Here is a 21,368-nt window from a genome sequence, read left to right on the forward strand (position 1 = left end):
AGTTAGCGCCGCATGATTATCACAGTAATAGCTTCATGAATTTAACTGTAACATTATTAGATTTTGAACAACCTATAGAAGAATCAATCTTAAAAAATCAAAAAAATTATGACAGCACACGAAATTGACTACCGTATTTACGGTGAAGAAATGCAATACGTAGAAATAGAATTAGATCCTCAAGAAGGGGTTATTGCAGAATCGGGAAGTTTTATGATGATGGACGATGGTATTAAAATGGATACTATTTTTGGAGACGGTTCTCAAAACGATTCCACCTTTTTAGGGAAAATATTAGGCGCAGGAAAACGTATTCTTACAGGAGAAAGTTTATTTATGACAGCCTTTTACAACGATCTTACAGGTAAACGTAATGTATCTTTTGCCTCTCCGTATCCTGGAAAAATTATTCCAATAGACTTAACAGAGTATGGCGGAAAATTTATATGCCAAAAAGATGCCTTTCTTTGTGCCGCAAAAGGAGTGAGCGTGGGTATTGAGTTTTCTAAAAAATTAGGGAGAGGACTTTTTGGTGGTGAAGGCTTTATAATGCAGAAGTTAGAAGGTGATGGAATGGCATTTGTACATGCAGGTGGCACCACTGCAGTGAAGACCTTGGCAGCAGGAGAAACTCTACGTGTAGATACAGGATGTATTATCGGTTTTACACAAGGTATAGATTACGATATAGAATTTATAGGAGGTATTAAGAACTCAATTTTTGGAGGAGAAGGTTTGTTTTTTGCTAAACTTCAAGGGCCAGGAAAAGTGTATATTCAATCCTTACCATTTAGTAGGTTAGCAGGCAGAGTTTTAGCTTCGGTTCCAAGAGGAGGAAAATCTAAAGGGGAAGGTAGTATTCTCGGTGGCTTAGGTGATTTATTAGATGGTGATAATCGGTTTTAAGAATTTGGTTTATGTAATAGTTTGATATATAGCTTGTTGCGACGTGAGAATTGCCCTCTAAAAAGTACAGGCTTCATCGCATAATTTCAAATTTTTAACATAACAAGCTGTTAAACTTTTCTAGAAAGTGAATTTCATTAGTATATTTTGCTATCTTTAAGTCAGAATTGAAACAATAGCGTATAGATAAAAAACTACTTTTTGTTAACCTAAAAACTTAAAAATAACTATGGCGCGAGCAATGTACGAGTACACTAAAACTGTACTTAGCAAAGTGAGTTTTGATGCGACATTATTCTGTAAGGAAGTGCAAAAAGCAGTAAGACGTTTACTGCCTCACGAACTTGAAGAATTAAGAATCTTTATTCAGTCCTTAATCAATCAAAACCCAGATTTAAATCAATGCTTAATTTATTTAAAGGCATAATATAAAACAAGCGTCCTGATATTTATCAGGACGCTTGTTTTGTAATTCATCTCATTGTGAAATCACAATAGACGTGTTGAGTCTATTTGGCTTTCGGACTAATAATTTCTACATTCTGAAAGGCTATAGCACCACGAATAATTCCTGAAATAACATTGTGCATCGCATCTATAATTTGCATTTTTAATTCACTTTTATGATAAATAATGCTCACTTCTCTCGCTGGAGACGGTTCTTTAAAGTGTCTTAAATTAGGCCCCAGTTTTTCTTTGACATCTAAGGTGTGTAAATACGGAAGTAGTGTCATTCCCATACCTTCGTTAGATAATTTTATTAAGGTTTCTATGCTGCCACTTTCAAGTTGGAAATTTTCATCCATTTGATCTTTAAATGTTTTACAGAGGTTGATGACTCCATCTCTAAAACAGTGTCCGTCTTCTAATAGCAACATATCATCGATGCTTAAATCTGAAACTTCAATAACTTTTTTGTCTTTTAAACGATGATTTTCAGGGATATAAGCTACGAAAGGTTCGTAATATAAAACGCGTTCTTTTATATTGTCGCTTTCTAATGGTGTTGCTGCGATTGCTGCATCTAAATGACCATCGCTAAGGCGCGTTAAAATTTCTTCAGTGGTTAACTCTTCAATTTTTAATTTAACCTTTGGATATTTTTTAATAAAACTCTTCAAAAACATAGGTAAAAGCGTTGGCATTATGGTTGGGATAATGCCCAATCGAAACTCGCCTCCTATAAATCCTTTTTGCTGATCTACGATATCTTGAATTCTATCGGCTTCATTAACAATATTCCGAGCTTGATATACAATTTTTCGTCCAACGTCAGTTAATTCTATCGGTTTTTTACTTCTATCAAAAATAATGATATCTAATTCGTCTTCTAATTTCTGAATTTGTGTGCTTAAAGTAGGTTGCGTTACAAAACATTTTTCTGCTGCTTTCGTAAAATTCTTATGCTCTGCAATGGCTAGAGCGTATTTTAGTTGTGTAATCGTCATAACTATTAATTTAGGCTATAAAAGTATAAAAACTATTCATAAAAGCTATGCGTAGGAGTCCTAATTGTGTTGTAAATTTGAATAAATTAAAAATCAACGATTATGAAACTAAATAGCATAGGTTTAGATACCGTAAAAACAAAAGGATTAGCTGATGATTTAAATCAATTATTAGCAAATTTTCAATTGTATTATCAGAACTTAAGAGGTATTCACTGGAATATTAAAGGGCGTGGTTTTTTTGATCTTCATGTAAAATTTGAAGAATTATACACGGATGCCAATTTAAAGGTCGATGAAATAGCTGAACGTATTTTAACGTTAGGTGCCACACCGCTTCATACGTTTGAAGATTACACAAAAGCAGCAAAAGTACCTGTAGGTAAAAATATTTCTAAGGATGAAAAAGCAGTTCAATTAATTGTAGATTCACTTTCAGAATTATTAAAAATGGAACGTTCTATTTTAGAAGCTGCAGGTGATGCTAATGACGAAGGAACAAATTCTATGATGAGTGATTTTATTACCGAACAAGAAAAAACGGTTTGGATGATGAAGGCTTGGTTGGGTGAAACAGTTTAAGATTGAATTATTTTAAAATAGAAAGAGGCTGCTAATTAGCAGTCTTTTTTTGTTTTGATTGATGTGTCACATTGAGCGCAGTCGAAATGCTATGAAAATTATATTCATAAGGTTTTCGACTGCGCTCAAACTGACAAATAGTTAAGGCTTAAATATGTGATTTTAGAAACGAATATTCATTTCCAAATCTTTATCTGCAACTTTAAATTTAGCGTCACCGTAATTAGGTGGTCCAAATGACATAACGTTATTAGAAACTCCATAAGATTCTAAAGGCATTCCGTTATCTTGAAAATCCATGCGTTTATTGTCATTTTCATCATGTAGCGTCATTATTGCATATTCTCCAGGTAGTACGTTTTTAAAGGTTATGGTTACTTTTCCGTCTTTTATTTCAGTTTCGGCGTCCATAATTCCTTTACCTTTCATAAACGTCTCTGAATTGTGTAACGAGGTTAATACTTTTCCGTTATCACTTTTTACATTATCAATGGTGATAGTGATTGTTGCCCCTTCATTTTGAGAAAACCCGATGATTGAAGTTAAAGTTAATGCGAATGTTAATATTAATTTTTTCATGAGTAAGCGTTTTAATGGTTAGTGAACTACTGTTCGTTTTTGTTGATGATTCAAATATCCCATAAACGCTTCAATTCTTATAATTGTAATTACCGAACTGTAATTTTTATAGGATGGACTGTTGTTTGGTTGGGAGTTGTGAGCTAAGAGTTGTGAGTTTTGAGTTAAGAGCTAAGAGTTGTGAGTTATGAGTTAAAAAGTAGCGTGTGAATTTTTAATTTTTCACTAATCACTAATCACTAATCACTAATCACTAATCACTAATCACTAATCACTAATCACTAATCACTAATCACTAATCACCACCTACAAAAGTCCCCGCGCCTTAATCTCCAAATACTTATTAATGGTATTAATAGTCAAATTCTCAGGAGCCGTTAAAATAGATTGAATACCATGTTTTTGAAGTTCCTTAACCATTAAGCGTTTTTCGAAAGCAAATTTTTCTGCAATAGTTTTATGATATATAGATTGTAAATCTTCGGCATTCTCTTTTAATATGATGTCTAATTCTGTATTTTCAAACAACACAACCACAAGCATGTGCTTTTTAGAAATGGCTTGTAAATATGGCATCTGTCGTTTTAACGCACTGATGTGTTCAAAATTAGTGTATAATAAAAGTAAGCTACGGTGTGTGACTTTTCGTTTTAATTGCGCATAAAGCAGACCGAAATCACTATCATTAAATTGCGTATCAATATTGTATAGGTTTTCTAAAATACGATTGAGATAAGTGATTTTCTGAATGGCAGGTAAGAAGGATTCTATCTTTTTTGAAAAAGAAATCATGCCAACTTTATCGTGTTTTTTTAACGCCACATTACTAAATGCTAATGTTGAATTGATAGCGTAATCTAACAGTTTTAAACCGTTAAAAGGCATTTTCATTATTCTGCCAGTATCAATAATAGAGTAGATGGGTTGTGATTTTTCATCTTGATATTGATTCACCATCAATTGGCCACGTTTTGCTGTCGCTTTCCAATTTACGGTTCTAAAATCGTCACCAGGAATATAGTCTTTAATTTGTTCAAATTCTGAAGTGTTCCCAATACGTCTTATCTTCTTTAAACCAAACTCAGTCAATGAATTGCTGATCGCTAGAAAATCGTATTTCTGCATTTGAATAATGGAAGGGTAGACCATTACCATTTGCTGATTTTGAAACTTATACTTGCGTTTTATGATTTTTAGAACCGAAGACACAAATATATTAAGATGACCAAAATAATATTCACCACGATCTACAGGTCTTACTAAGTATTCGAAGTCGTGATTTTGATTAGGATTTAAAGATGTTTGATAAAGAAAATCGCGTTTCTGAAATTGTACAGGTAACTCATCTATAACATCGATATACGTTTTAAAACCATACTTGTTGGTGATGGTAATTGGCACAGGATTATTATCGCTATTGGAAAACTTATCTGGTAGAATTCGCCGTGCATTAATAGCATCTTTTGGCTGGTAGAGTAGCAATAAATCTATAAGTAGCAGTACTGCTATAATAATAGTCACTATCCAAGCCACAGCATATAACACAGGCAACCAAAACGATAAAAGAAAGCACACCGAAGCCATAGCTATATAAATATAGAGCTGGCTGTGTATGTATAATGATTTTAAAAAATTCATAATCAGTTAAGAGCTAATAGTTATGAGTTAAAAGTGTAAAAACAGTTAATCTATTTAAGCTTTATTCTTCATGGTTTTAATTGTGGATACCAACATTCTTATTAATTCTTGATTCTTACTGCAAAGTGTTTCAAATGATTGAATTGATATATAGTTTGAGTCTTTTAGAATAGATAGCCAATAATCAGTTTCATTTGCTTCTTTTAAAGCAATACTCATTTTGTGAATGAAATCTTTACTAGATTGCGCAAATTCAGCCTCTCTAATATTTGCACCTATCGAGGTTCCGCTTCTCATTAATTGTTTCGATAATATAAATTCTCTTTTATCAGAAGCTAAAGTTTTATAGAGTTCCACTATGTTTAATGCAAAGTCGTAACTTTTATTGCGTAAAATAGATTCTCCCATAACTCTCAACTTTTAGTTTTTCACTATTCACTATTCACTATTCACTATTCACTATTCACTATTCACTATTCACTAACGCGGCACTTCAACCGATTGCACAATCATTTCAATGACATTTTCTGTAGTCATACCTTCCATTTCGCGTTCTGGAGTTAGAATGATACGATGATTTAATACCGGATTTAATGATTTTTTTACATCTTCAGGAATTACAAAATCACGACCATTTATAGCAGCAAATGCTTTGGCTGTATTAAGAATTGCAATAGATGCTCTTGGCGAACCACCAAGATATAAATGCGGATGATTTCGAGTTTTTGAAACCACCTCTGCGATATATTTTATAATCTTTTCTTCAACGAGAACAGACTGCGTTTTGCTTTTGTAATCTTCTAATGAAGCGACATCTAAAATAGGATTAATCCGTGTTTGTGGTTTCTCACCTTTACGCTCGTGATGAGAGGCAATAATTTTAATTTCATCTTCTAAAGACGGATAATCCACTTTAATTTTAAAGATAAAACGGTCTAATTGCGCTTCTGGTAAAGCATAAGTTCCTTCTTGCTCAATTGGGTTTTGAGTGGCAAGCACCATAAACGGATTATTAAACGGATACGTTGTGCCATCAATTGTTGCCTGGCGCTCTTCCATAGTTTCAAATAAAGCCGCTTGCGTTTTTGCAGGAGCTCTGTTGATTTCGTCAATTAAAACAATGTTCGAAAAAATAGGTCCTTTTTTAAATTCAAATTCCGAAGATTTCATATTCAAAATCGAAGTTCCCAAAACATCACTTGGCATCAAATCTGGAGTAAATTGAATTCGGCTAAACTCAGTTTTTAAAACTTTGGCGAATAGTTTTGCGGTCACTGTTTTTGCAATTCCCGGAACACCTTCAATTAAAACATGGCCATCGGCTAATAAGGCTACGATAAGTAATTCTACAAAATTATCTTGCCCAATGATGACTTTCCCTAACTCACTTTTAATGCTTTCTACGGCATTTTTTAAATCTTCTAATTGAATGCGATTATCAAAATTTAAGTCGTCGTTTACTGTTTCGTTTTCTTCCATTGATTATGGGATTTAAATTGTTCTATTAAGGTGTTTAGCCTTTCTAATTCCGTAGGACTGATGTCATTCTTCTGATTCAAACTTTCAATAAGTTGAAATAAAGCCTTCGTATCATCTACCGTGTTATTACTTCGCGCTGCTAAATTATTTATAAAACTGGTGTTTATTTCTGCAGTCGAAAGGTGTAATGTGTTTCTAATATACTCTAAAAAATGATGCACTTTATGTTGTGAAATGTCTTTGTGTTTTCCGCTTTCATAATACATGTTGGCAATAGTTCTTGTAAAATCTACAGTCTGATTTTTCAACGATTTTACAATCGGAATGGCGCGTTGTTTTCGTTTACCTTCAAAAATAATATAGATTAAAGCACCAATCAGTACTAAATAATACGCCCATTTTAAGGATTTTGTATTTAAAAACAAATACATTGGTGAGGTGTAAAATGTCTTTCCTGTTTTGTAATAGGTATCCACGTACACAGGTTTGGAAGTGTCTATGTAAGATAAAAGTCCGGCGGTATAATCTTGATTTGGTGATTGTAGTATAAAGTAGTTTGTAAATGCCTGAGGAAATGTACTAAGTATAATTTCACCATCTCCAAAAGGTTGTTTTATACTGCTGACTAAAGTGTCCTCCATAGGTTTATTTTCACCTCTATACGTATCAATAAGACCAATAACCGATGTTTTTAAGGTATCGATTTTATTAAAGTGGAAGAATGTTGTTGAGCGATCGTACTTATAAGTTTGAGAGTCGTCTATTGCGGGATTTACCAGTTTAACTTGGTATTCGTTATTAAAATTATCAAACGTATTAACAGATTGCATATTAAGATTTAAAGTGTCTAGTAATTTTTCTTCAAAATTTACCGCAGCAACAATAAGTGTGTTTCCACTAGAAACCCAATCTAAAAGGCTATTTAATTCTTCTTTTCCAAATTCAATACCTCCATTATAAAACAAATATGTACCATTGATGTCATTGTTTTTTAAATATTCAAAAGGCGGACGGTCTACAATAGAAACAGAGTCTGCAACGTGTTTTAATTGGTTGTTAAACACATACGTGCCAAAAGGAATTTTATGATGTGTTGCATAAGAAGGAAACCAATTTATAGCCTTCGGTTTGTTCATTTCTAGAACAACGATAGCCAAAATGGTAAATGCTACAAGGATGATATATAGTTTTCCTTTTTTGCTCAAGGTGTTGTAATTGTAGTATTTAAATGTTCAAAAGGAAGTTTTAATGTTTCAAATTTTGCAACATCGATATTAAACTCACCGTACCATACGTAATCATAGATTCTGGTGATATTTTTGAAATCGGCTTTTAAAAGTTCCTTATTAATTTCATTGATATAATCTTCATTTGTTTTTTGTGGTTGCCAAGAAATATGATCGGTTTCGGTTAAATATTTTAAAGACAATAGGTAATAATAGCGAATGGCTAATCTGTAATTGTTCTGTTGAATGGCTTCATTTATTAACGCAGGAATATCTTCATTCTTTATAATTTGTTCTTCTTCGGTAAACAAAATAGAACCTTGTTTTCTGCTTTTTGCTATGAGATTATTCGAATTCACTTTTAAGAAAAACCGAATTAATAAGAATAGTAAAAAGGCTAATAATAAATAAGGTAGAATTTTAAAAACAAAGTACAGAAAGCCAGAGGCAGTACCCACTCCAAATATGGCTTCCCAAAACTTGTTAAGTATATTTTGAAGCCAACGATACGCTTTGTCTAAGAAATTTTCTTCAGGTTCAACTTCTGTATAGTTAAAATCCTTATCGGCTTTGTAGGCTTCTAAATCGTCTTCGGTTATTTCTTGTTTTTCAAGTGTACTATCATCAAACCTTACGGATTGCTCACTTTGTTGCGCAACAGAAAGTTGCCCAAAACAAAAACAAAGAAGTAGCAATCTGTATACTAACATTTAGTCTTCTGTATTTCCAATTTCATTAATACGATCATAGGTGCCAGTAAAATTTACTTTTTCGTGTAAATGAAAGTAAATCACCGCTCCAGCAACCATTAAAATGATATTTAATAAAAACTGAAAGAATGTATTTAACACGTTAAGTATAATAACCACCGGATCGGCAGAAAAGGTATTGAGGTTGGCAGGATCAATTTCTCCAGAAAAAATACCTGTACTTACTAGTGCGTAAATAACAGATGGAATTGAAACCACCATAAGAAGAATGTAATAAATGATGCCCAAAATGATAATAACACCGAAAGCCGTCCAGAAATCAGCATTAGCTAACGTAAAACTCTGACTAAAGGCATCGGATGTTGAGCGCTTAGGTTCAAAAACATAAATACTAAATACAAGTGCCATAGGAACCATGGCGTAGAGCACAGGTACAAAGCAAAGCATTATAGCGATGATCAATGTGACTCCTTTTAAAAAACTAAGTCCAAAAAACGACCAAAATGATTTAAGCACATTACTTTTTATTTCAGCAGCGTCAACAATACCCTTATGATCTATATAAGATTTAATGTAAAATAGTACTGTAGAAGCTGTAAGAATATAAGCTGCAATTGCGGAAATAAAGTAAACAATGACAACGAGAATGGTCACAAAGACATTAGGGGAGTTTAAGCTAGGCTCATTAAATCTTGTAAAATTTAATAAATCACCAGCCACATAATTATAGGCAGCAAGTGATAGCATAAACAGAACAATCGCAGGACCAGCAATATTGAAAATGGTTCTTATAAATGGTTTAAATTCATTTCTAATAAAGCCAAAGGTGTCAGTAAGTATGCTACTGAAATCTCTCTGTTTTCTAAATTCGATATAGGGTTTATTCATGTTTAATCGGTTGGTTTATCGTTAAGTTCTATGGTGTTTTTAGATACTATATTCTGTTTTAATTTTCTATGGAGTTGAATTGGGTAAATTACGTAGTAAAAAAGAATTAATGCTAGAGAACTCGTAATTATTAAAATGGCGAGCCAATCTGGCATTTCTGTATGTCTGGTAACAAAACCTTCTAAAAAACCTGCAATTATAAAAAAGGGAATGGTGCTCATTAAGATTTTTAAACCATTTATAACACCACGTTTAAAAGCTTCTAGTCGTGGCAATGTGCCTGTAAACAACATGCCGTTTCCCATAACGAGACCAGCACAACCTGCTATAATGATTACGGATATTTCAATAGTTCCATGAATCCAAATGGTACGTGCAGATTCCCATAATAAACCTTGTTCATAAAAGAAATATTGAAAACTGCCTAACATAATACCATTTTGCATCATTATAAATAAGGTGCCAACACCTAAGAGAATGCCATAGCCAAAGGCCATAAGGGCTACTTTAATATTATTAAGCGTTATACCCAAAAACATATTAAACTCTCCTTGTTGCTTATAAACCGCCATAGGATCTCCTTTTTCTATGTTTTCTATCGTCATATTAACATAACCATCTCCAAGAAACGATCTTACAAAGTCGTCTTCGCTAGCGGCAGAAAATGCGCCAATCATTACAAAAAGGGTGAACGTTAAAAAGGCAATGAGAAGTTCGCGATGATGTTGATAGAACATCGAAGGGAATTCCGTCTTAAAAAAAGAAATCAGTCTGTTTTTGGGTTCTTTCTTCGTTTTATAAATAAGTCGATGCGCGTTAGATGCTAATTGATTGAGATAGCGTTCTGTATTGCTATTGGCATAAAATGTTTTGGCGTAGCTTAAATGGTCGGTAACTTCAATATAGAGGTCAGATAGTAAATCGGGATCTATTTGCGTTTTATTTGTAAGAATGTTTTCAAATTCTAACCATTTATCTTTATTTTGCTTTACAAAAGCTGCTTCGCGCATTATATTCCCTTTTAGACTTTCAAAGAAAAGAAAATATGGATGAATTTCAAATAGAAACTGCCCAAAATGTGGGGATTAATCAAAATGTTGCTAGTATTGGTGATAGAATGCTTGGTTACCTCATTGATAGTGCTATTATTCTTTTGTATGGCATTGCTGCGATACTCCTTTTAACCACTTTAAATATGGACATGGGAGATACTTGGGCCATTTATTTGTTGGTGTCGTTACCTGCATTTTTATATTATGTGTTACTCGAAACATTTTTGGATGGTAAAACGGTTGGTAAAGTACTTATGAAAACAAGAGTGGTGAAACTAGATGGTTCTAAACCTAGTTTCTCTAATTATTTTGTACGTTGGATTTTACGAATTGTCGATGTGGTTTTAACCTCAGGTGGTGTGGCTGCATTTACTATTTTAATAAAAGGAAACGGACAGCGTTTGGGTGATATTGCGGCTGGTACAACTGTAATTAGCGAAAAACAGCTTTTAACGATTAATGATACGCTTATAAAAGATATCCCTGTAAATTATGTGCCTACGTACAGTCAGGTTACGGTGTTAAATGATAAGGATATGCAGACGGTGAAAAATTTGTATGATGATGCGCTTAGAAATGGCCATCATAATATTATTCTGAATTTGCACCATCGCTTATTAAAAATTATGGCGATTGAAACTCAAGATAAACCGGTAGATTTTGTGGCAACGGTTATAAAGGATTATAATTATTATACTCAGAATATGTAAGCAGAGAACCACTTTTTCTTTTTCTGAAAAAGTGTGTGAATCGCTTATGCTGAGCGCAGCCGAAGTATCTCATAGATAGTATTTGAATTTGTTATACTGAACAATTAAAGTATAAGAGAAAAAGTGAGTGAATCGCTTATCCCAAACTGGTTTTGGGATCTCAGAGAATCGCTTTTTCTTTTTTTATTAGGAAAAGTGTGTGAATCATTTAACTTAAGCTTAGGACTGTCTTTAAGGTTTTTAGCTATGAATTTTAAATTAGATTCCTACCTTCGCACGACTGATAAATATGTAAATATAAGTACCCTATGTTTTTTCAAGTCATAGATATATTAGGAACTATTGCTTTTGCCATATCTGGTGCATTAGTAGCCATGAATAAACGGATGGATCCATTTGGAGTCCTAATAATTGCTTTTGTGACAGCTGTAGGAGGTGGAACATTACGAGATGTTATGATTGGTATTGAACCCGTATCATGGATGCGAAATATGACCTTCGTTTATGTTATTATTAGTTCTGCGTTTTTTGCTGTATTATTCAGGAAGCGGATTAACTACCTCAGAAAATCACTCTTTTTATTCGATACTATTGGGATTTCACTTTATACGGTTGTTGGTATAGAAACAGGGCTTATAGCGGGATTACATCCTTTAATTTGTATTGCTATGGGGACAATGACAGCCTGTTTTGGTGGAGTATTGAGAGATATTTTATGTAATGAAATTCCTGTAATTTTCAGAAAAGAAATCTATGCAACGGCCTGCATTTTGGGTGGAATTACCTATTTTTTGCTGTTACAATTTTTTGAAGATAGAAACATCTTATTTGTTATCGTTGGTTTGGTTGTTATGACCGTTAGGTTAATTGCCGTGCGCTATAAAATTAGTTTACCTACTTTGTATAAGAAGGATGAAGGTATACTCTAATTTTTATATTAGGCTTTTTATGAAATTATTTGTTTGATATTAACTCTATAACCTATCATTTTTAACCACCATTAGCTTTATTGCTTTTTCAGAATCTTCTATAATCATAATTTTATAGTGCTTCCATTCTATAATTAGATCCTTGTCTTCAGCTTTATTTAATGACGTAAATGACACCGTTTTCTGCTCATCGTCTTCTGATAATGACATATGATATGAGTTAAAGGCATCGGTCTGATTGCCATCTATGTCCTCTGACCATTCACCAATATAATCCTTAAATAAAATTTGAAGGTTATCAATAACAGCGGTTTGTCCTAAATCAATAAACATTGGTTTTCCAAAATCTAATTTCGTAACAACTAACGCAACGTCGTTTTTCTCAATTTTTAAATCAAAAGAATAGTTTTGATAAGCTTTTGGGTAGTTTGTTTTTTTACGATCACTAAACGCATCATAACACCAGAGAAAAGTAGCGTATTTTTTGTTGTTATTAAATACGTTTAATTCGAGTTGAATTTGAGGTGAGTTGGTGTTTAATAATTTTGATTGAATGAATAGATTAACAGGTTCTATAACTAATGCTTCAAATTGAACACTAAGATTTTTTCCTGCTACTATAGGTATTGTAATAGAATCGTTTGTCATGTTATTTTCTGATTGTGCAAATCCTGTGTGTTGTATGCATACAAGTAGTAAAATCAATATATTAAAGTTGAAAATCGTCATAGTTAAGTGTGATTTATCGTTAAAAAAGTCTATCAAATTTGAATGCTAACATATAATAAAGTAGGCCTATTGTCACCAATAAATGAAGTCCAAATCCAATACTATTTATGACTTTGACGGGCATTTTATTATAAAAACCAAAAATAGCATAGAACGCAAATAGTAAAATACATGCTTCCAAACCGATGACCACTAATTCTCTAAATTCAAAGTTATGCTCTTTTATATTCGGAGTATTGATAGCCCAAAAAACAAATATACCGATTACCATAGCCATATTTAAATACGGAATTATTAAAGTCGATTTTCCCTTTTTGTATGCGACGATTATGGAGACTAAATGGCAAATCAAGATTATAATTAGCGTTGTGTTAACATATGTGTCATTCATAAATAACTGTATGTGAGTTTGTGTCGTGTTTAGAGAACGAATTTAGGAAATTCAAATTGAATAGACCTGAGTGTAGCAAACTGGCGAAGCAAAACATGAGACATTTATTATTTATGTGCAGTTTCAATGCTTGTAAACAAAACAAAGCTTGTCGAGATCTTTACGAGCGCATAGTTGCCAAAGGAAAGCGTAAAAAAATAGTATCAATAGCGGTTTGTAGTAATCTACTAAATCAGGCTTTTGCAATCGCTAAATTGGGATTAATATATGATGGAAATTATAAAAGTACTTTAGTGAAACAGTAATGCGTTTTTACTTGTTTTTTGCCACAGTACTTTGTTGCTATTATTCAAATGCTTTTGTTATATTCGCCATCAACTAATCTAGTTAGACTTTCTTCTTAGACTTTTTTCTGCCCTTTTCATTGAGTTGATTTAAGACGAATCTAAAAAAAATCAATTAAATGAGAAACACTACACTCGTAGCCTGTCTATTACTTGCTACACCATTAATTTATTCACAAGAAAACGTTCCTGCCTCCGGAGGCGATGCCACTGGTAGTGGCGGTTCGTCCAGTTATTCAGTTGGCCAGTTGGCGTATACCACCAATACAGGAAATGGCACGGTTACACAGGGCGTACAACAAAGTATCGAACTGTTTACCTTGAGCAACCCAGAACTAGCCACCGTAAAGCTGTCGGCGGTGACCTATCCCAATCCAACATCAGATTATGTGGTATTGGCCATAAGCGACGCCAAATTTATAGGTTTGAGCTATGTTCTTTATGATTTACAAGGTAGAGCGGTATCACAAGGTCAAGCACCCCAATCTAACACGCAAATAGACATGCGAACCTTAGAATTAGGCACCTATTTGCTTAAGGTAAGCCACAACAAAAAAGAACTAAAGACCTTTAAAATCATCAAAAACTAATCGTAACCAATTATGAAGAAATTTTACACAATTTTAGCGGCGGTTTTATTAACGCTAAGCACGTTTGCCCAAACGCCAGAAAAAATGAGTTACCAAGCTGTTGTAAGAGACAGTGGTGATAACTTAGTCGCTAACCAACCCATAGGGATGCAAATAAGTATTTTGCAAACCACCGCAACAGGAACAGCGGTTTATGTAGAAACACAGACTCCAACCACGAATATCAACGGATTAGTAACCTTAGAAATAGGTACAGGAAGTGTTGTAAGTGGCGATTTTGCAACTATAGATTGGTCTGCTGATACGTATTTTATAAAAACAGAAACCGATCCAACGGGCGGAAGTAGTTACACTATTACCGGCACTAGCCAATTAATGAGTGTGCCTTACGCTTTATATGCAAAAACATCAGGTAGTTCTACGCCTGGTCCAACAGGCCCACAAGGTCCCTCAGGTAATGATGGTGCCGACGGATCCGATGGTGCTGATGGCACTAACGGTTTGGATGGAGCAACAGGAGCAACAGGGTCTACTGGGCCACAAGGCGCACAAGGTCCAGCAGGTAATGATGGTGCCGACGGATCCGATGGTGCTGATGGCACTAACGGTTTGGATGGAGCAACAGGAGCAACAGGGTCTACTGGTCCACAAGGCGCACAAGGTCCAACAGGTAATGATGGTGCTGACGGAGCAGATGGAGCTGCAGGCACTGACGGTACGGATGGAGCTACAGGAGCTACAGGGTTACAAGGACTACAAGGTCCTGCAGGTAATGATGGAGCCGATGGAGTAGGTATTGCACAAACATTAAGTTTTACATCACCTAACTTAACACTATCTGATAGTGGCGGAACAGTAGATTTAACATCACTTATTAATGATGCTGATAGTGATATTAGTAACGAAATTCAAAATTTATCAGAAGTACTTACTGAAGGTAATACAGCGGATGCTCAAATAAAAAACGTAACCGACCCAACAGATGCCCAAGATGCTGCAACAAAAGCTTATGTAGATGCATTACAAGCGCAAATAGCGGCGTTGGATGCACGGATTATTGCTTTGGAACCTCTACCAACTATAGGCGAATTTAGATATGGAGGCGTGGTATTCTGGATAGACCCTACAGATAATACCCATGGGCTAGTTTGCGCCATAGCAGACCAAAGTTCAGCAATACAATGGTCTAATGGTTCTTACATAGTTACCGGAGCTACAGGTGTAGCAATTGGTACTGGTGCTGCAAATACAGCTACTATTATTACAGCACAAGGTGCAACAGAAACCAATTATGCAGCAGGTTTAGCAAAAGCTTATACAGGAGGTGGTTTTAACGATTGGTTTTTACCGAGTGACGATGAGTTGAAAGAAATATTCCTAAATGGAGCAGCTATAGAAGCTACAGCAACGGCTAACGGCGGTGCTGTTTTTAATACTACTTTCTACTGGAGTTCTACGGAGGTTAATTTTGAGAAAGCGGAGACAAGTAAATTAACTAATAATGGCTCTGCAGCTAAGGGCTGGGGATATAATGTGCGTGCAGTTCGGGCTTTTTAAACTTTCTTAATAAATAAAAAGGCGGCATTTTTGCCGCCTTTTTTATGCCACAATTCTATCGCAGAAAAACATACAATATCGTTAATAAAATTGTTTAAAGTAGTGTAAAAGGGAGGCCACGAATAAGTAAAATGGGGCATAAAAAGTTGAGAAACTTATTATTTAGGCGCAGTTTTACTGCTTGCAAATATAACCAGGCTTGCAAAGCAATTTATGAGCGCATAGTTGCCAAAGGAAAGTGTAAAAAAATAGTATCAATAGCGGTTTGTAGTAATTTACTAAAGCAGGCCTTTGCAATTGCTAAACCGGGATTAATATATGATGGAAATTATAAAAGTGCTGTGCAACGTTGTATTATTTTAATATATAAATTTTTTGAGTTCAGCCTTTAAACCTCCAGAATTATCTAATATTTCATATGGTTCAAAATCATCGTTTTTATACTCTTTGTCTTTTAATGATTTATTTATTAGATCTGTTTTTTCAAATGATTTTTTAGAAATTTTAAATAATTTTTCAAAACTAAAGCCTTTACTTCTCATATGAATATTACCAGTAGAAAAAATAACTAGAACTTCTTTAGAATTAGGTTTTGTTAAAACAATGTATTCTTTTGGCCCATCTGAAATTATTAAATCAACCTGATAAAAGTTATATGATTGACCTTTGTATTTAAGTTGTGGTAATGTAAAGATCATTGCTCTTTTTATTGGTTTTACAAATACTTTTGAAAAATCCAGAGGAATAAATGAGTCGATAAAGGTCTTTTTATTCTTCTTTTTATAACCACTTCTTATGTAACTATTTGTGGTGTATTTTAAAGTAACCTTATCAAAATATTTGCCATTAAATTTACACATTCCCATTTTGTTGTCACATTGTATAACAGAATACATATCCTTTTCTGACAGCTCTAGTATTTCTTTACTACCGTCTGAATAAAATATTGAATCTGAATTTTTGGTGTTAATATCTTCAGATTTTTTAATGTTAGGGGAATAGACTCTAGTTTGGCAATAAGTATAAGAAGAAGTAATTAATAAAATTAAAAGAATAGCTTTTTTTATTTTTTCGTAAGTTATAAGTTAATAATATATTTGAATATAAATTGGCGTGATTGATTGCTAAAATTCGCAAATTAAATTGTAATCATTGACTAATTCAATAATATCGATTTCTTCATAGAGGTCTTCTTTTAAGTATTCAGTCAGATCTTTACAATCTGAAAAATACTTGAGAGCTCTGTTTTTAAAATTGCTTAAGGAATAATGAGATATTAATGGTGTTAGTTTTGTTTCGTCTTCTCTAATTACATAAAACTCTTGTTCTTCTTCATAATGATATTTAAAAACATCCACATCCGAGTTTGGATTATAAGGATTGTCAATAATTTTTTCTTTGTGTTCAATAGCTACAGTTCTAGTGTATAACTTTACCTTTCCATCAAGTAACAATTTAAAAATTCTATATTTTCGTTTTTTTAATAGTGCATATTCATAATATCCAGGATTTGCATCATAAGTGTTAAATATGATTTTTTCCACTTGCGATTTGTCATAGCTATTGACATATCCTTGCATATCTTCTTTAAACTCAACCTCTGATTTTCCTAATGAAACCAATCTAGCAACATTCATTGGAATCTGTATAAATCCAATTAATGAATCTCCATTCTTTAAAATTAGTTGACCTGAAGTCCATTCATATTGAGCATAACTTAAAAAACAATTTAGTAATAAAAATATTAAAGTTAACCTTATTTTCATTGGTAAGTTAATTGTTTGCAACGGTTTTGTATAAGAATAGTTGCGATGGTAATAAACGCAATTTAACAAGTACAAACCGAATAGAAAATCCGCAAGGATTTTCGTAAGTAGGTTTGTATTAGCAATTAATTTTATATGATGTTAGCAAACGTTTTTAAAATTGGTTGATTGCGATTAATTATTTACAAGCTCTTCTAAAACACTTTTCAGTTGACCTTGATTTATTGGTTTGATTAAGTAGTTACTCTTTAAGCTATACTGTTCAGCCCTTTTAATATCTTCTTCACTATTTGAACTTGTTAAAATGTAAATAATAACTTTTTGTTCTATAGGTATTTTAGTGAATTCATCCAAGAACTGCCAACCATCCCAAATAGGCATGTTTAAATCTAAAAATATAATTTGGGGCAGTTTTTCACTATTTAGAAACATAGCTTTTAGTGTATCATATACTTCTTTTCCATTTTTACAAACTAATATTTTTTCAACAAACCCTGATAGTTCCATATATTTCTTTGTTATAAACAAATGCATTGGATCATCTTCAACAATACATGCTAAATCTATTTTTCTCATTTTGGTAATGTTATTTTAAATGTTGTACCTAAGTTTACTTCACTAGCTATTTCAATTTTGCCATCCATACTCTCAATTTGGTTTTTTGTAATAAATAGACCCACTCCTCTGGAGTCATCATGACGATGAAAAGTCTTGTACAAGCCAAAGAGCTTGTCCCCATTTTTTTTCAGATCTATCCCTAACCCATTATCTTTAAAAAATAAAGTGATCATTGATTGTTCAGTTTCTACATCTGCATAAATCTTCAAATAACTCGCTCTTTCTTCACTTCTATATTTTATGGCATTTGTAATCATGTTTAGCACAATACTATCAAAGTATGCAGGAACACCTTTGACGGTTAAGTTCTTATCTACATTGTTGATGATTTCAAATTTAGCTTTCATTATTTGTATGTTTAGGATCTCTATGTTTTTTTGAATGACTTCATGGATATTTACTTTTGAAACATCAGCCTGTGTTAAATTCACTTTTACAATTTCTGTCAAATCATTTACGGTCTGATTCAGATTTTCGGCTCCTAAAATAAGAAGTGCAAATAATTCATTCTTCAATATGTCTGGCTGTTCCATTTGAATTAAATCGAGAATTCCAGATATACCTCCACTGTGAGAACGCAGATTATGGGATACAATATGTGCGAAATTTCGGAGCCTTCCATTTTGTTCATTCGTAATATCGAGCAGTGATTTGATCTCTTTCTCTACTTTTTTTAATTCACTAATATCGGTAGCTACACCCAAATATCCCACTATATTATCATGATCAAGAATAGTATTGATAGAAAGTAAAACAGGAAAAGTTGTACCATCATTTCTTATATAGGTCCATTCTTTGGTGGTTGGCTCACCAATTTTAGCTTCATAAACAAAGGTGTCAAAACCTTTTACTTCTTTTTTATGTTTTTCAAACAATTCAATGCTTCGCTTTTCTACCTCTTCACGTTGGTGAATTAACTGTGGATTATGTATTCCTACCAATTCTTCGGCTTTATAACCTAGTAATTTTTCGGCACCAGAGTTGAACAAGGTAATTGTACCTTTAGTATCGGTGGCAATAACCGAAACTTGTTTACTTGCTTCCAATATGGCTTGCAAACTCGAGATAGCATGTTGAAGTTTTCTTTCCGCCTCTTTTTCCTGACTAATATCCCTTACAAAAGACCAAATCAGTTTCTTTCCTTTGCTGTCCTTTATCACCACTCCTTGAAGAGCTATAGGGTATCGTGAGCCATCTTTACGGATGTATTCCTTTTCAAAGAGATCATAGCTTCCTTTGCTTTCCATTTGCTGAATTGCAGTAGTTTCAAATGGCCCATACTCCTTAGGCGTAGTATCCCAGTAACTCAGTGATAAGAATTCCTCTTTGTTGTAACCTGTTGGTTCAAGTAGTTTATTGTTTACATCTAAAAATTTGCCAGTGTCATATTCATTTAGGGCGATTCCTATCGGGGATAAATTGTATAAAGCAGATAACAGGTCTTTTTGGTAGTCAATATCTAAAAGGAGCTTTTTGCTTTCAGAAATATCTATAATTTGCGAAATAAAGTAGACTACTTTACCTTGCTCATTCTTTACCATAGATACTGCTAATAGGATATGAACTATATGTCCATCTTTATGGAAGTATCGCTTTTCCATTTGGTAGTGATCTCTTTTGTCTTCAATAAGTTCAGTTAAAAGCTCTAAATCAGAATTTAAATCATCGGGATATGTAATGTCTTGAAAAGTAAGCTTAATTAACTCTTCTTCTGAATACCCAATTATTTCGCTAACCTTTGTGTTTATCTTTAGCCATTTCCCTTTTTCATCTAACAAAGCCATTCCAATGGCAGCATTTTCAAAATTTCCTCTAAAAGCTTCTTCACTGATTCGTAGCCTTTCTTCTCTTTGCTTTCTTTCGGTAATATCCTGGTGGGTACCATACATCATCAAGGGTTTTCCGTCTTTAGTCCATTCAAAAACTTTGCCCTTATCATAGACCCATACCCAGTGCCCATCTTTGTGCTTTATACGTGCTTCAAACTCATAGTAGTCTACCTTTTTCTCAAAACAAGCATTTAATCTACGATTGGATTCTTCTAGGTCATCTGGATGAGCTAATTTCACCCAGGTTTCTATGCTAATAGGAGTGAGCTCTTCCAAGCTATAACCAACAATTTCAGCCCACCTCGCATTATAGACGGTTTCCCCAGTTTGTACATTCCATTCCCACGTGCCAACATGGGTGCCTTCTATTACCGATTTGAATCTTATTTCATTGTGCTTTATTTCAGTAATATCCTGAAAACTACCAATGAGCTTATCGCCCAATTTTCTTCCTGTTGATCTTACCCATATCAGTTTGTCTTTAGCGGTGATCATTTGGCATACCAAATCAAATGGGGCGCTATTAGAAATACACTTTGTAATCGCATCGGTAATTATAGGACGATAGTGAGGATGGTAAAATTCTATTGCATTTGCTTTATTATGGTTAAAATCCTGAGATACTTCGTGAATTTCATAAACTAAATCACTCCAGGTGGTTTTTCCTGTAGCGATGTCCAATTCCCATATACCTAGCTTATTAGCTTTTTGTGTTTCTTGGAGCAATTCATTCTTTTTCTCTAGTTCTTGATTAAGAACATCTAGCTCAATACTTTTTATTCTGTTTTCAAAAAGTTTTACCGTTTGTCCTGCTAATTTTTTAAGCTGCTCCAGCTGCGATTTGTTGATGTTTTTAGGCGTGTCATCAATAGTACAAAGCGTACCTAATGGGAAGCCATTGGAAGTAACCAAAGGGATACCCGCATAAAATATAACATTTGGATCACCGGTAGTTAAAGGATTGTCATGAAACCGTTCGTCTTTTCGGGCATCCTCCACTATGAATGGTTCATTTGGTTGATTGATAGCATGTGCGCAAAATGCGTAGTCTTTTGGTGTTTCACGAACTTCCAAGCCATGGTGAGAAAGAAACCATTGCTTGTTTTCGGTTATCAAACTAATTAAAGATATTTTTGTACCGCAAATTTGTGCAGCCATAGAAGTAATAAAATCAAAATCGTCATTCTCGGAAAGCCCAATCAATTGATAACTTTCCAATTCTTTTAGTCTTTCAGACTCATTTTCTGGTATTTTGGGGTTTTTCATAATTCGATTTTATTTTCAAAATTCTGACTAACGCCAATTTACAATAATTTTTGCACACAAGAATTTTACTGGTTAGCTCAAGAAATTAACAGGTTTTTCGCTGCATTCAAGGTTCTAACGCAACAACCGTT

At 33.7% G+C, this 21,368-nt stretch carries 22 protein-coding genes and 2 pseudogenes; 9 read left to right on the top strand and 15 right to left on the bottom strand.

What is annotated here, in order from left to right:
• The first annotated feature begins 108 nt into the window (after positions 1 to 108).
• Together HM984_RS07480 and HM984_RS07485 are read left to right on the top strand one after the other, a co-directional pair.
• Positions 109 to 906 carry a TIGR00266 family protein gene (locus HM984_RS07480; protein ID WP_115810308.1) on the top strand — a complete coding sequence of 266 codons (798 nt, stop codon included), beginning with the start codon at positions 109 to 111 and terminating at the stop codon, positions 904 to 906.
• 229 nt (positions 907 to 1,135) lie between these two features.
• Positions 1,136 to 1,333 (top strand): hypothetical protein, encoded by a 198-nt coding sequence (locus HM984_RS07485; RefSeq protein ID WP_020896136.1) that lies wholly within the window; start codon positions 1,136 to 1,138, stop codon positions 1,331 to 1,333.
• An 82-nt stretch (positions 1,334 to 1,415) separates the two neighbouring features.
• On the opposite strand, the gene HM984_RS07490 is transcribed toward HM984_RS07485, so the two are convergent.
• Positions 1,416 to 2,354 carry a LysR substrate-binding domain-containing protein gene (locus HM984_RS07490; protein ID WP_115810310.1) on the bottom strand — a complete coding sequence of 313 codons (939 nt, stop codon included), beginning with the start codon at positions 2,352 to 2,354 and terminating at the stop codon, positions 1,416 to 1,418.
• Between the two features lie 102 nt (positions 2,355 to 2,456).
• Between HM984_RS07490 and HM984_RS07495 the strand changes: the two genes are divergently transcribed.
• Positions 2,457 to 2,936 (top strand): Dps family protein, encoded by a 480-nt coding sequence (locus HM984_RS07495; protein WP_115810312.1) that lies wholly within the window; start codon positions 2,457 to 2,459, stop codon positions 2,934 to 2,936.
• Positions 2,937 to 3,098: 162 nt separating this feature from the next.
• Here HM984_RS07495 and HM984_RS07500 read toward each other — a convergent pair whose 3' ends face one another.
• The 8 genes from HM984_RS07500 to HM984_RS07535 all read right to left on the bottom strand — a co-directional run bounded on the left by HM984_RS07500 (position 3,099) and on the right by HM984_RS07535 (position 10,466).
• Complete coding sequence (locus HM984_RS07500) at positions 3,099 to 3,515, bottom strand: DUF2141 domain-containing protein (RefSeq protein WP_179348704.1); 417 nt, start codon at positions 3,513 to 3,515, stop codon at positions 3,099 to 3,101.
• Positions 3,516 to 3,821: 306 nt separating this feature from the next.
• Positions 3,822 to 5,153 (bottom strand): DUF58 domain-containing protein, encoded by a 1,332-nt coding sequence (locus tag HM984_RS07505; RefSeq protein ID WP_179348705.1) that lies wholly within the window; start codon positions 5,151 to 5,153, stop codon positions 3,822 to 3,824.
• Between the two features lie 54 nt (positions 5,154 to 5,207).
• Positions 5,208 to 5,561 (bottom strand): four helix bundle protein, encoded by a 354-nt coding sequence (locus HM984_RS07510; protein WP_179348706.1) that lies wholly within the window; start codon positions 5,559 to 5,561, stop codon positions 5,208 to 5,210.
• A gap of 72 nt (positions 5,562 to 5,633) precedes the next feature.
• Complete coding sequence (locus HM984_RS07515; protein ID WP_092468754.1) at positions 5,634 to 6,632, bottom strand: AAA family ATPase; 999 nt, start codon at positions 6,630 to 6,632, stop codon at positions 5,634 to 5,636.
• A complete protein-coding gene (locus HM984_RS07520; RefSeq protein WP_179348707.1) occupies positions 6,611 to 7,837 on the bottom strand; it encodes a DUF4350 domain-containing protein in 1,227 nt (408 codons plus the stop codon). The genes HM984_RS07515 and HM984_RS07520 overlap by 22 nt, the downstream gene beginning before the upstream one ends.
• Entirely contained in the window at positions 7,834 to 8,568 is a 735-nt protein-coding gene (locus HM984_RS07525; RefSeq protein ID WP_179348708.1) for a DUF4129 domain-containing protein, read from the bottom strand. The genes HM984_RS07520 and HM984_RS07525 overlap by 4 nt, the downstream gene beginning before the upstream one ends.
• Positions 8,569 to 9,456 (bottom strand): hypothetical protein, encoded by an 888-nt coding sequence (locus HM984_RS07530; RefSeq protein WP_179348709.1) that lies wholly within the window; start codon positions 9,454 to 9,456, stop codon positions 8,569 to 8,571. It abuts the gene before it with no gap.
• A gap of 2 nt (positions 9,457 to 9,458) precedes the next feature.
• On the bottom strand, positions 9,459 to 10,466 hold the full coding sequence (locus tag HM984_RS07535) for a stage II sporulation protein M (RefSeq protein WP_179348710.1): 1,008 nt from the start codon (positions 10,464 to 10,466) through the stop codon (positions 9,459 to 9,461).
• A 35-nt stretch (positions 10,467 to 10,501) separates the two neighbouring features.
• Between HM984_RS07535 and HM984_RS07540 the strand changes: the two genes are divergently transcribed.
• Entirely contained in the window at positions 10,502 to 11,218 is a 717-nt protein-coding gene (locus HM984_RS07540; protein WP_179348711.1) for an RDD family protein, read from the top strand.
• Positions 11,219 to 11,526: 308 nt separating this feature from the next.
• Positions 11,527 to 12,147, top strand: coding sequence for a trimeric intracellular cation channel family protein (locus HM984_RS07545; RefSeq protein WP_115810334.1), 621 nt, complete (start codon positions 11,527 to 11,529; stop codon positions 12,145 to 12,147).
• A 45-nt stretch (positions 12,148 to 12,192) separates the two neighbouring features.
• Here HM984_RS07545 and HM984_RS07550 read toward each other — a convergent pair whose 3' ends face one another.
• Both HM984_RS07550 and HM984_RS07555 read right to left on the bottom strand, forming a co-directional pair.
• Positions 12,193 to 12,795 carry a hypothetical protein gene (locus HM984_RS07550; protein WP_179348712.1) on the bottom strand — a complete coding sequence of 201 codons (603 nt, stop codon included), beginning with the start codon at positions 12,793 to 12,795 and terminating at the stop codon, positions 12,193 to 12,195.
• A gap of 100 nt (positions 12,796 to 12,895) precedes the next feature.
• On the bottom strand, positions 12,896 to 13,267 hold the full coding sequence (locus tag HM984_RS07555) for a hypothetical protein (RefSeq protein WP_179348713.1): 372 nt from the start codon (positions 13,265 to 13,267) through the stop codon (positions 12,896 to 12,898).
• Positions 13,268 to 13,329: 62 nt separating this feature from the next.
• On the opposite strand from HM984_RS07555, the pseudogene HM984_RS07560 reads away from it, so the two are divergent.
• From HM984_RS07560 to HM984_RS17645, 4 genes and pseudogenes are all read left to right on the top strand, one after another.
• Positions 13,330 to 13,572 (top strand): annotated as a pseudogene (locus HM984_RS07560) (IS110 family transposase); the annotation flags it as partial.
• A 158-nt stretch (positions 13,573 to 13,730) separates the two neighbouring features.
• Positions 13,731 to 14,201, top strand: a complete 471-nt coding sequence (locus HM984_RS07565; RefSeq protein WP_115810342.1) for a T9SS type A sorting domain-containing protein — start codon at positions 13,731 to 13,733, stop codon at positions 14,199 to 14,201.
• A gap of 12 nt (positions 14,202 to 14,213) precedes the next feature.
• Positions 14,214 to 15,758, top strand: a complete 1,545-nt coding sequence (locus HM984_RS17640) for a DUF8740 domain-containing protein (protein ID WP_257018464.1) — start codon at positions 14,214 to 14,216, stop codon at positions 15,756 to 15,758.
• A 98-nt stretch (positions 15,759 to 15,856) separates the two neighbouring features.
• A pseudogene (locus HM984_RS17645) lies at positions 15,857 to 16,150 on the top strand (hypothetical protein); the annotation flags it as partial.
• On the opposite strand, the gene HM984_RS07575 reads toward HM984_RS17645, so the two are convergent.
• The 4 genes from HM984_RS07575 to HM984_RS07590 form a co-directional block, all read right to left on the bottom strand.
• Positions 16,118 to 16,618: a hypothetical protein gene (locus tag HM984_RS07575; protein ID WP_179348714.1), complete on the bottom strand. Its 501-nt coding sequence runs from the start codon at positions 16,616 to 16,618 to the stop codon at positions 16,118 to 16,120. The pseudogene HM984_RS17645 and the gene HM984_RS07575 overlap by 33 nt on opposite strands.
• A gap of 264 nt (positions 16,619 to 16,882) precedes the next feature.
• Complete coding sequence (locus HM984_RS07580; RefSeq protein ID WP_179348715.1) at positions 16,883 to 17,545, bottom strand: hypothetical protein; 663 nt, start codon at positions 17,543 to 17,545, stop codon at positions 16,883 to 16,885.
• A 153-nt stretch (positions 17,546 to 17,698) separates the two neighbouring features.
• Positions 17,699 to 18,100 carry a response regulator gene (locus HM984_RS07585; protein WP_179348716.1) on the bottom strand — a complete coding sequence of 134 codons (402 nt, stop codon included), beginning with the start codon at positions 18,098 to 18,100 and terminating at the stop codon, positions 17,699 to 17,701.
• On the bottom strand, positions 18,097 to 21,237 hold the full coding sequence (locus HM984_RS07590) for a PAS domain S-box protein (protein WP_115808426.1): 3,141 nt from the start codon (positions 21,235 to 21,237) through the stop codon (positions 18,097 to 18,099). Before HM984_RS07590 ends, HM984_RS07585 begins: the two co-directional genes overlap by 4 nt.
• Positions 21,238 to 21,368 lie beyond the last annotated feature (131 nt).

The organism is Winogradskyella pacifica (genome assembly GCF_013403915.1).
Classification (GTDB): domain Bacteria; phylum Bacteroidota; class Bacteroidia; order Flavobacteriales; family Flavobacteriaceae; genus Winogradskyella; species Winogradskyella pacifica.

Excerpts from the sequence above, each read along its gene's own strand:
- HM984_RS07480 (WP_115810308.1), top strand. The coding sequence starts at position 109 with ATGACAGCACACGAAATTGACTACCGTATTTACGGTGAAGAAATGCAA.
- HM984_RS07485 (WP_020896136.1), top strand. The coding sequence starts at position 1,136 with ATGGCGCGAGCAATGTACGAGTACACTAAAACTGTACTTAGCAAAGTG.
- HM984_RS07490 (WP_115810310.1), bottom strand. The coding sequence starts at position 2,354 with ATGACGATTACACAACTAAAATACGCTCTAGCCATTGCAGAGCATAAG.
- HM984_RS07495 (WP_115810312.1), top strand. The coding sequence starts at position 2,457 with ATGAAACTAAATAGCATAGGTTTAGATACCGTAAAAACAAAAGGATTA.
- HM984_RS07500 (WP_179348704.1), bottom strand. The coding sequence starts at position 3,515 with ATGAAAAAATTAATATTAACATTCGCATTAACTTTAACTTCAATCATC.
- HM984_RS07505 (WP_179348705.1), bottom strand. The coding sequence starts at position 5,153 with ATGAATTTTTTAAAATCATTATACATACACAGCCAGCTCTATATTTAT.
- HM984_RS07510 (WP_179348706.1), bottom strand. The coding sequence starts at position 5,561 with ATGGGAGAATCTATTTTACGCAATAAAAGTTACGACTTTGCATTAAAC.
- HM984_RS07515 (WP_092468754.1), bottom strand. The coding sequence starts at position 6,632 with ATGGAAGAAAACGAAACAGTAAACGACGACTTAAATTTTGATAATCGC.
- HM984_RS07525 (WP_179348708.1), bottom strand. The coding sequence starts at position 8,568 with ATGTTAGTATACAGATTGCTACTTCTTTGTTTTTGTTTTGGGCAACTT.
- HM984_RS07530 (WP_179348709.1), bottom strand. The coding sequence starts at position 9,456 with ATGAATAAACCCTATATCGAATTTAGAAAACAGAGAGATTTCAGTAGC.
- HM984_RS07535 (WP_179348710.1), bottom strand. The coding sequence starts at position 10,466 with ATGCGCGAAGCAGCTTTTGTAAAGCAAAATAAAGATAAATGGTTAGAA.
- HM984_RS07540 (WP_179348711.1), top strand. The coding sequence starts at position 10,502 with ATGGATGAATTTCAAATAGAAACTGCCCAAAATGTGGGGATTAATCAA.
- HM984_RS07545 (WP_115810334.1), top strand. The coding sequence starts at position 11,527 with ATGTTTTTTCAAGTCATAGATATATTAGGAACTATTGCTTTTGCCATA.
- HM984_RS07550 (WP_179348712.1), bottom strand. The coding sequence starts at position 12,795 with ATGACAAACGATTCTATTACAATACCTATAGTAGCAGGAAAAAATCTT.
- HM984_RS07555 (WP_179348713.1), bottom strand. The coding sequence starts at position 13,267 with ATGAATGACACATATGTTAACACAACGCTAATTATAATCTTGATTTGC.
- HM984_RS07565 (WP_115810342.1), top strand. The coding sequence starts at position 13,731 with ATGAGAAACACTACACTCGTAGCCTGTCTATTACTTGCTACACCATTA.
- HM984_RS17640 (WP_257018464.1), top strand. The coding sequence starts at position 14,214 with ATGAAGAAATTTTACACAATTTTAGCGGCGGTTTTATTAACGCTAAGC.
- HM984_RS07575 (WP_179348714.1), bottom strand. The coding sequence starts at position 16,618 with ATGTGTAAATTTAATGGCAAATATTTTGATAAGGTTACTTTAAAATAC.
- HM984_RS07585 (WP_179348716.1), bottom strand. The coding sequence starts at position 18,100 with ATGAGAAAAATAGATTTAGCATGTATTGTTGAAGATGATCCAATGCAT.
- HM984_RS07590 (WP_115808426.1), bottom strand. The coding sequence starts at position 21,237 with ATGAAAAACCCCAAAATACCAGAAAATGAGTCTGAAAGACTAAAAGAA.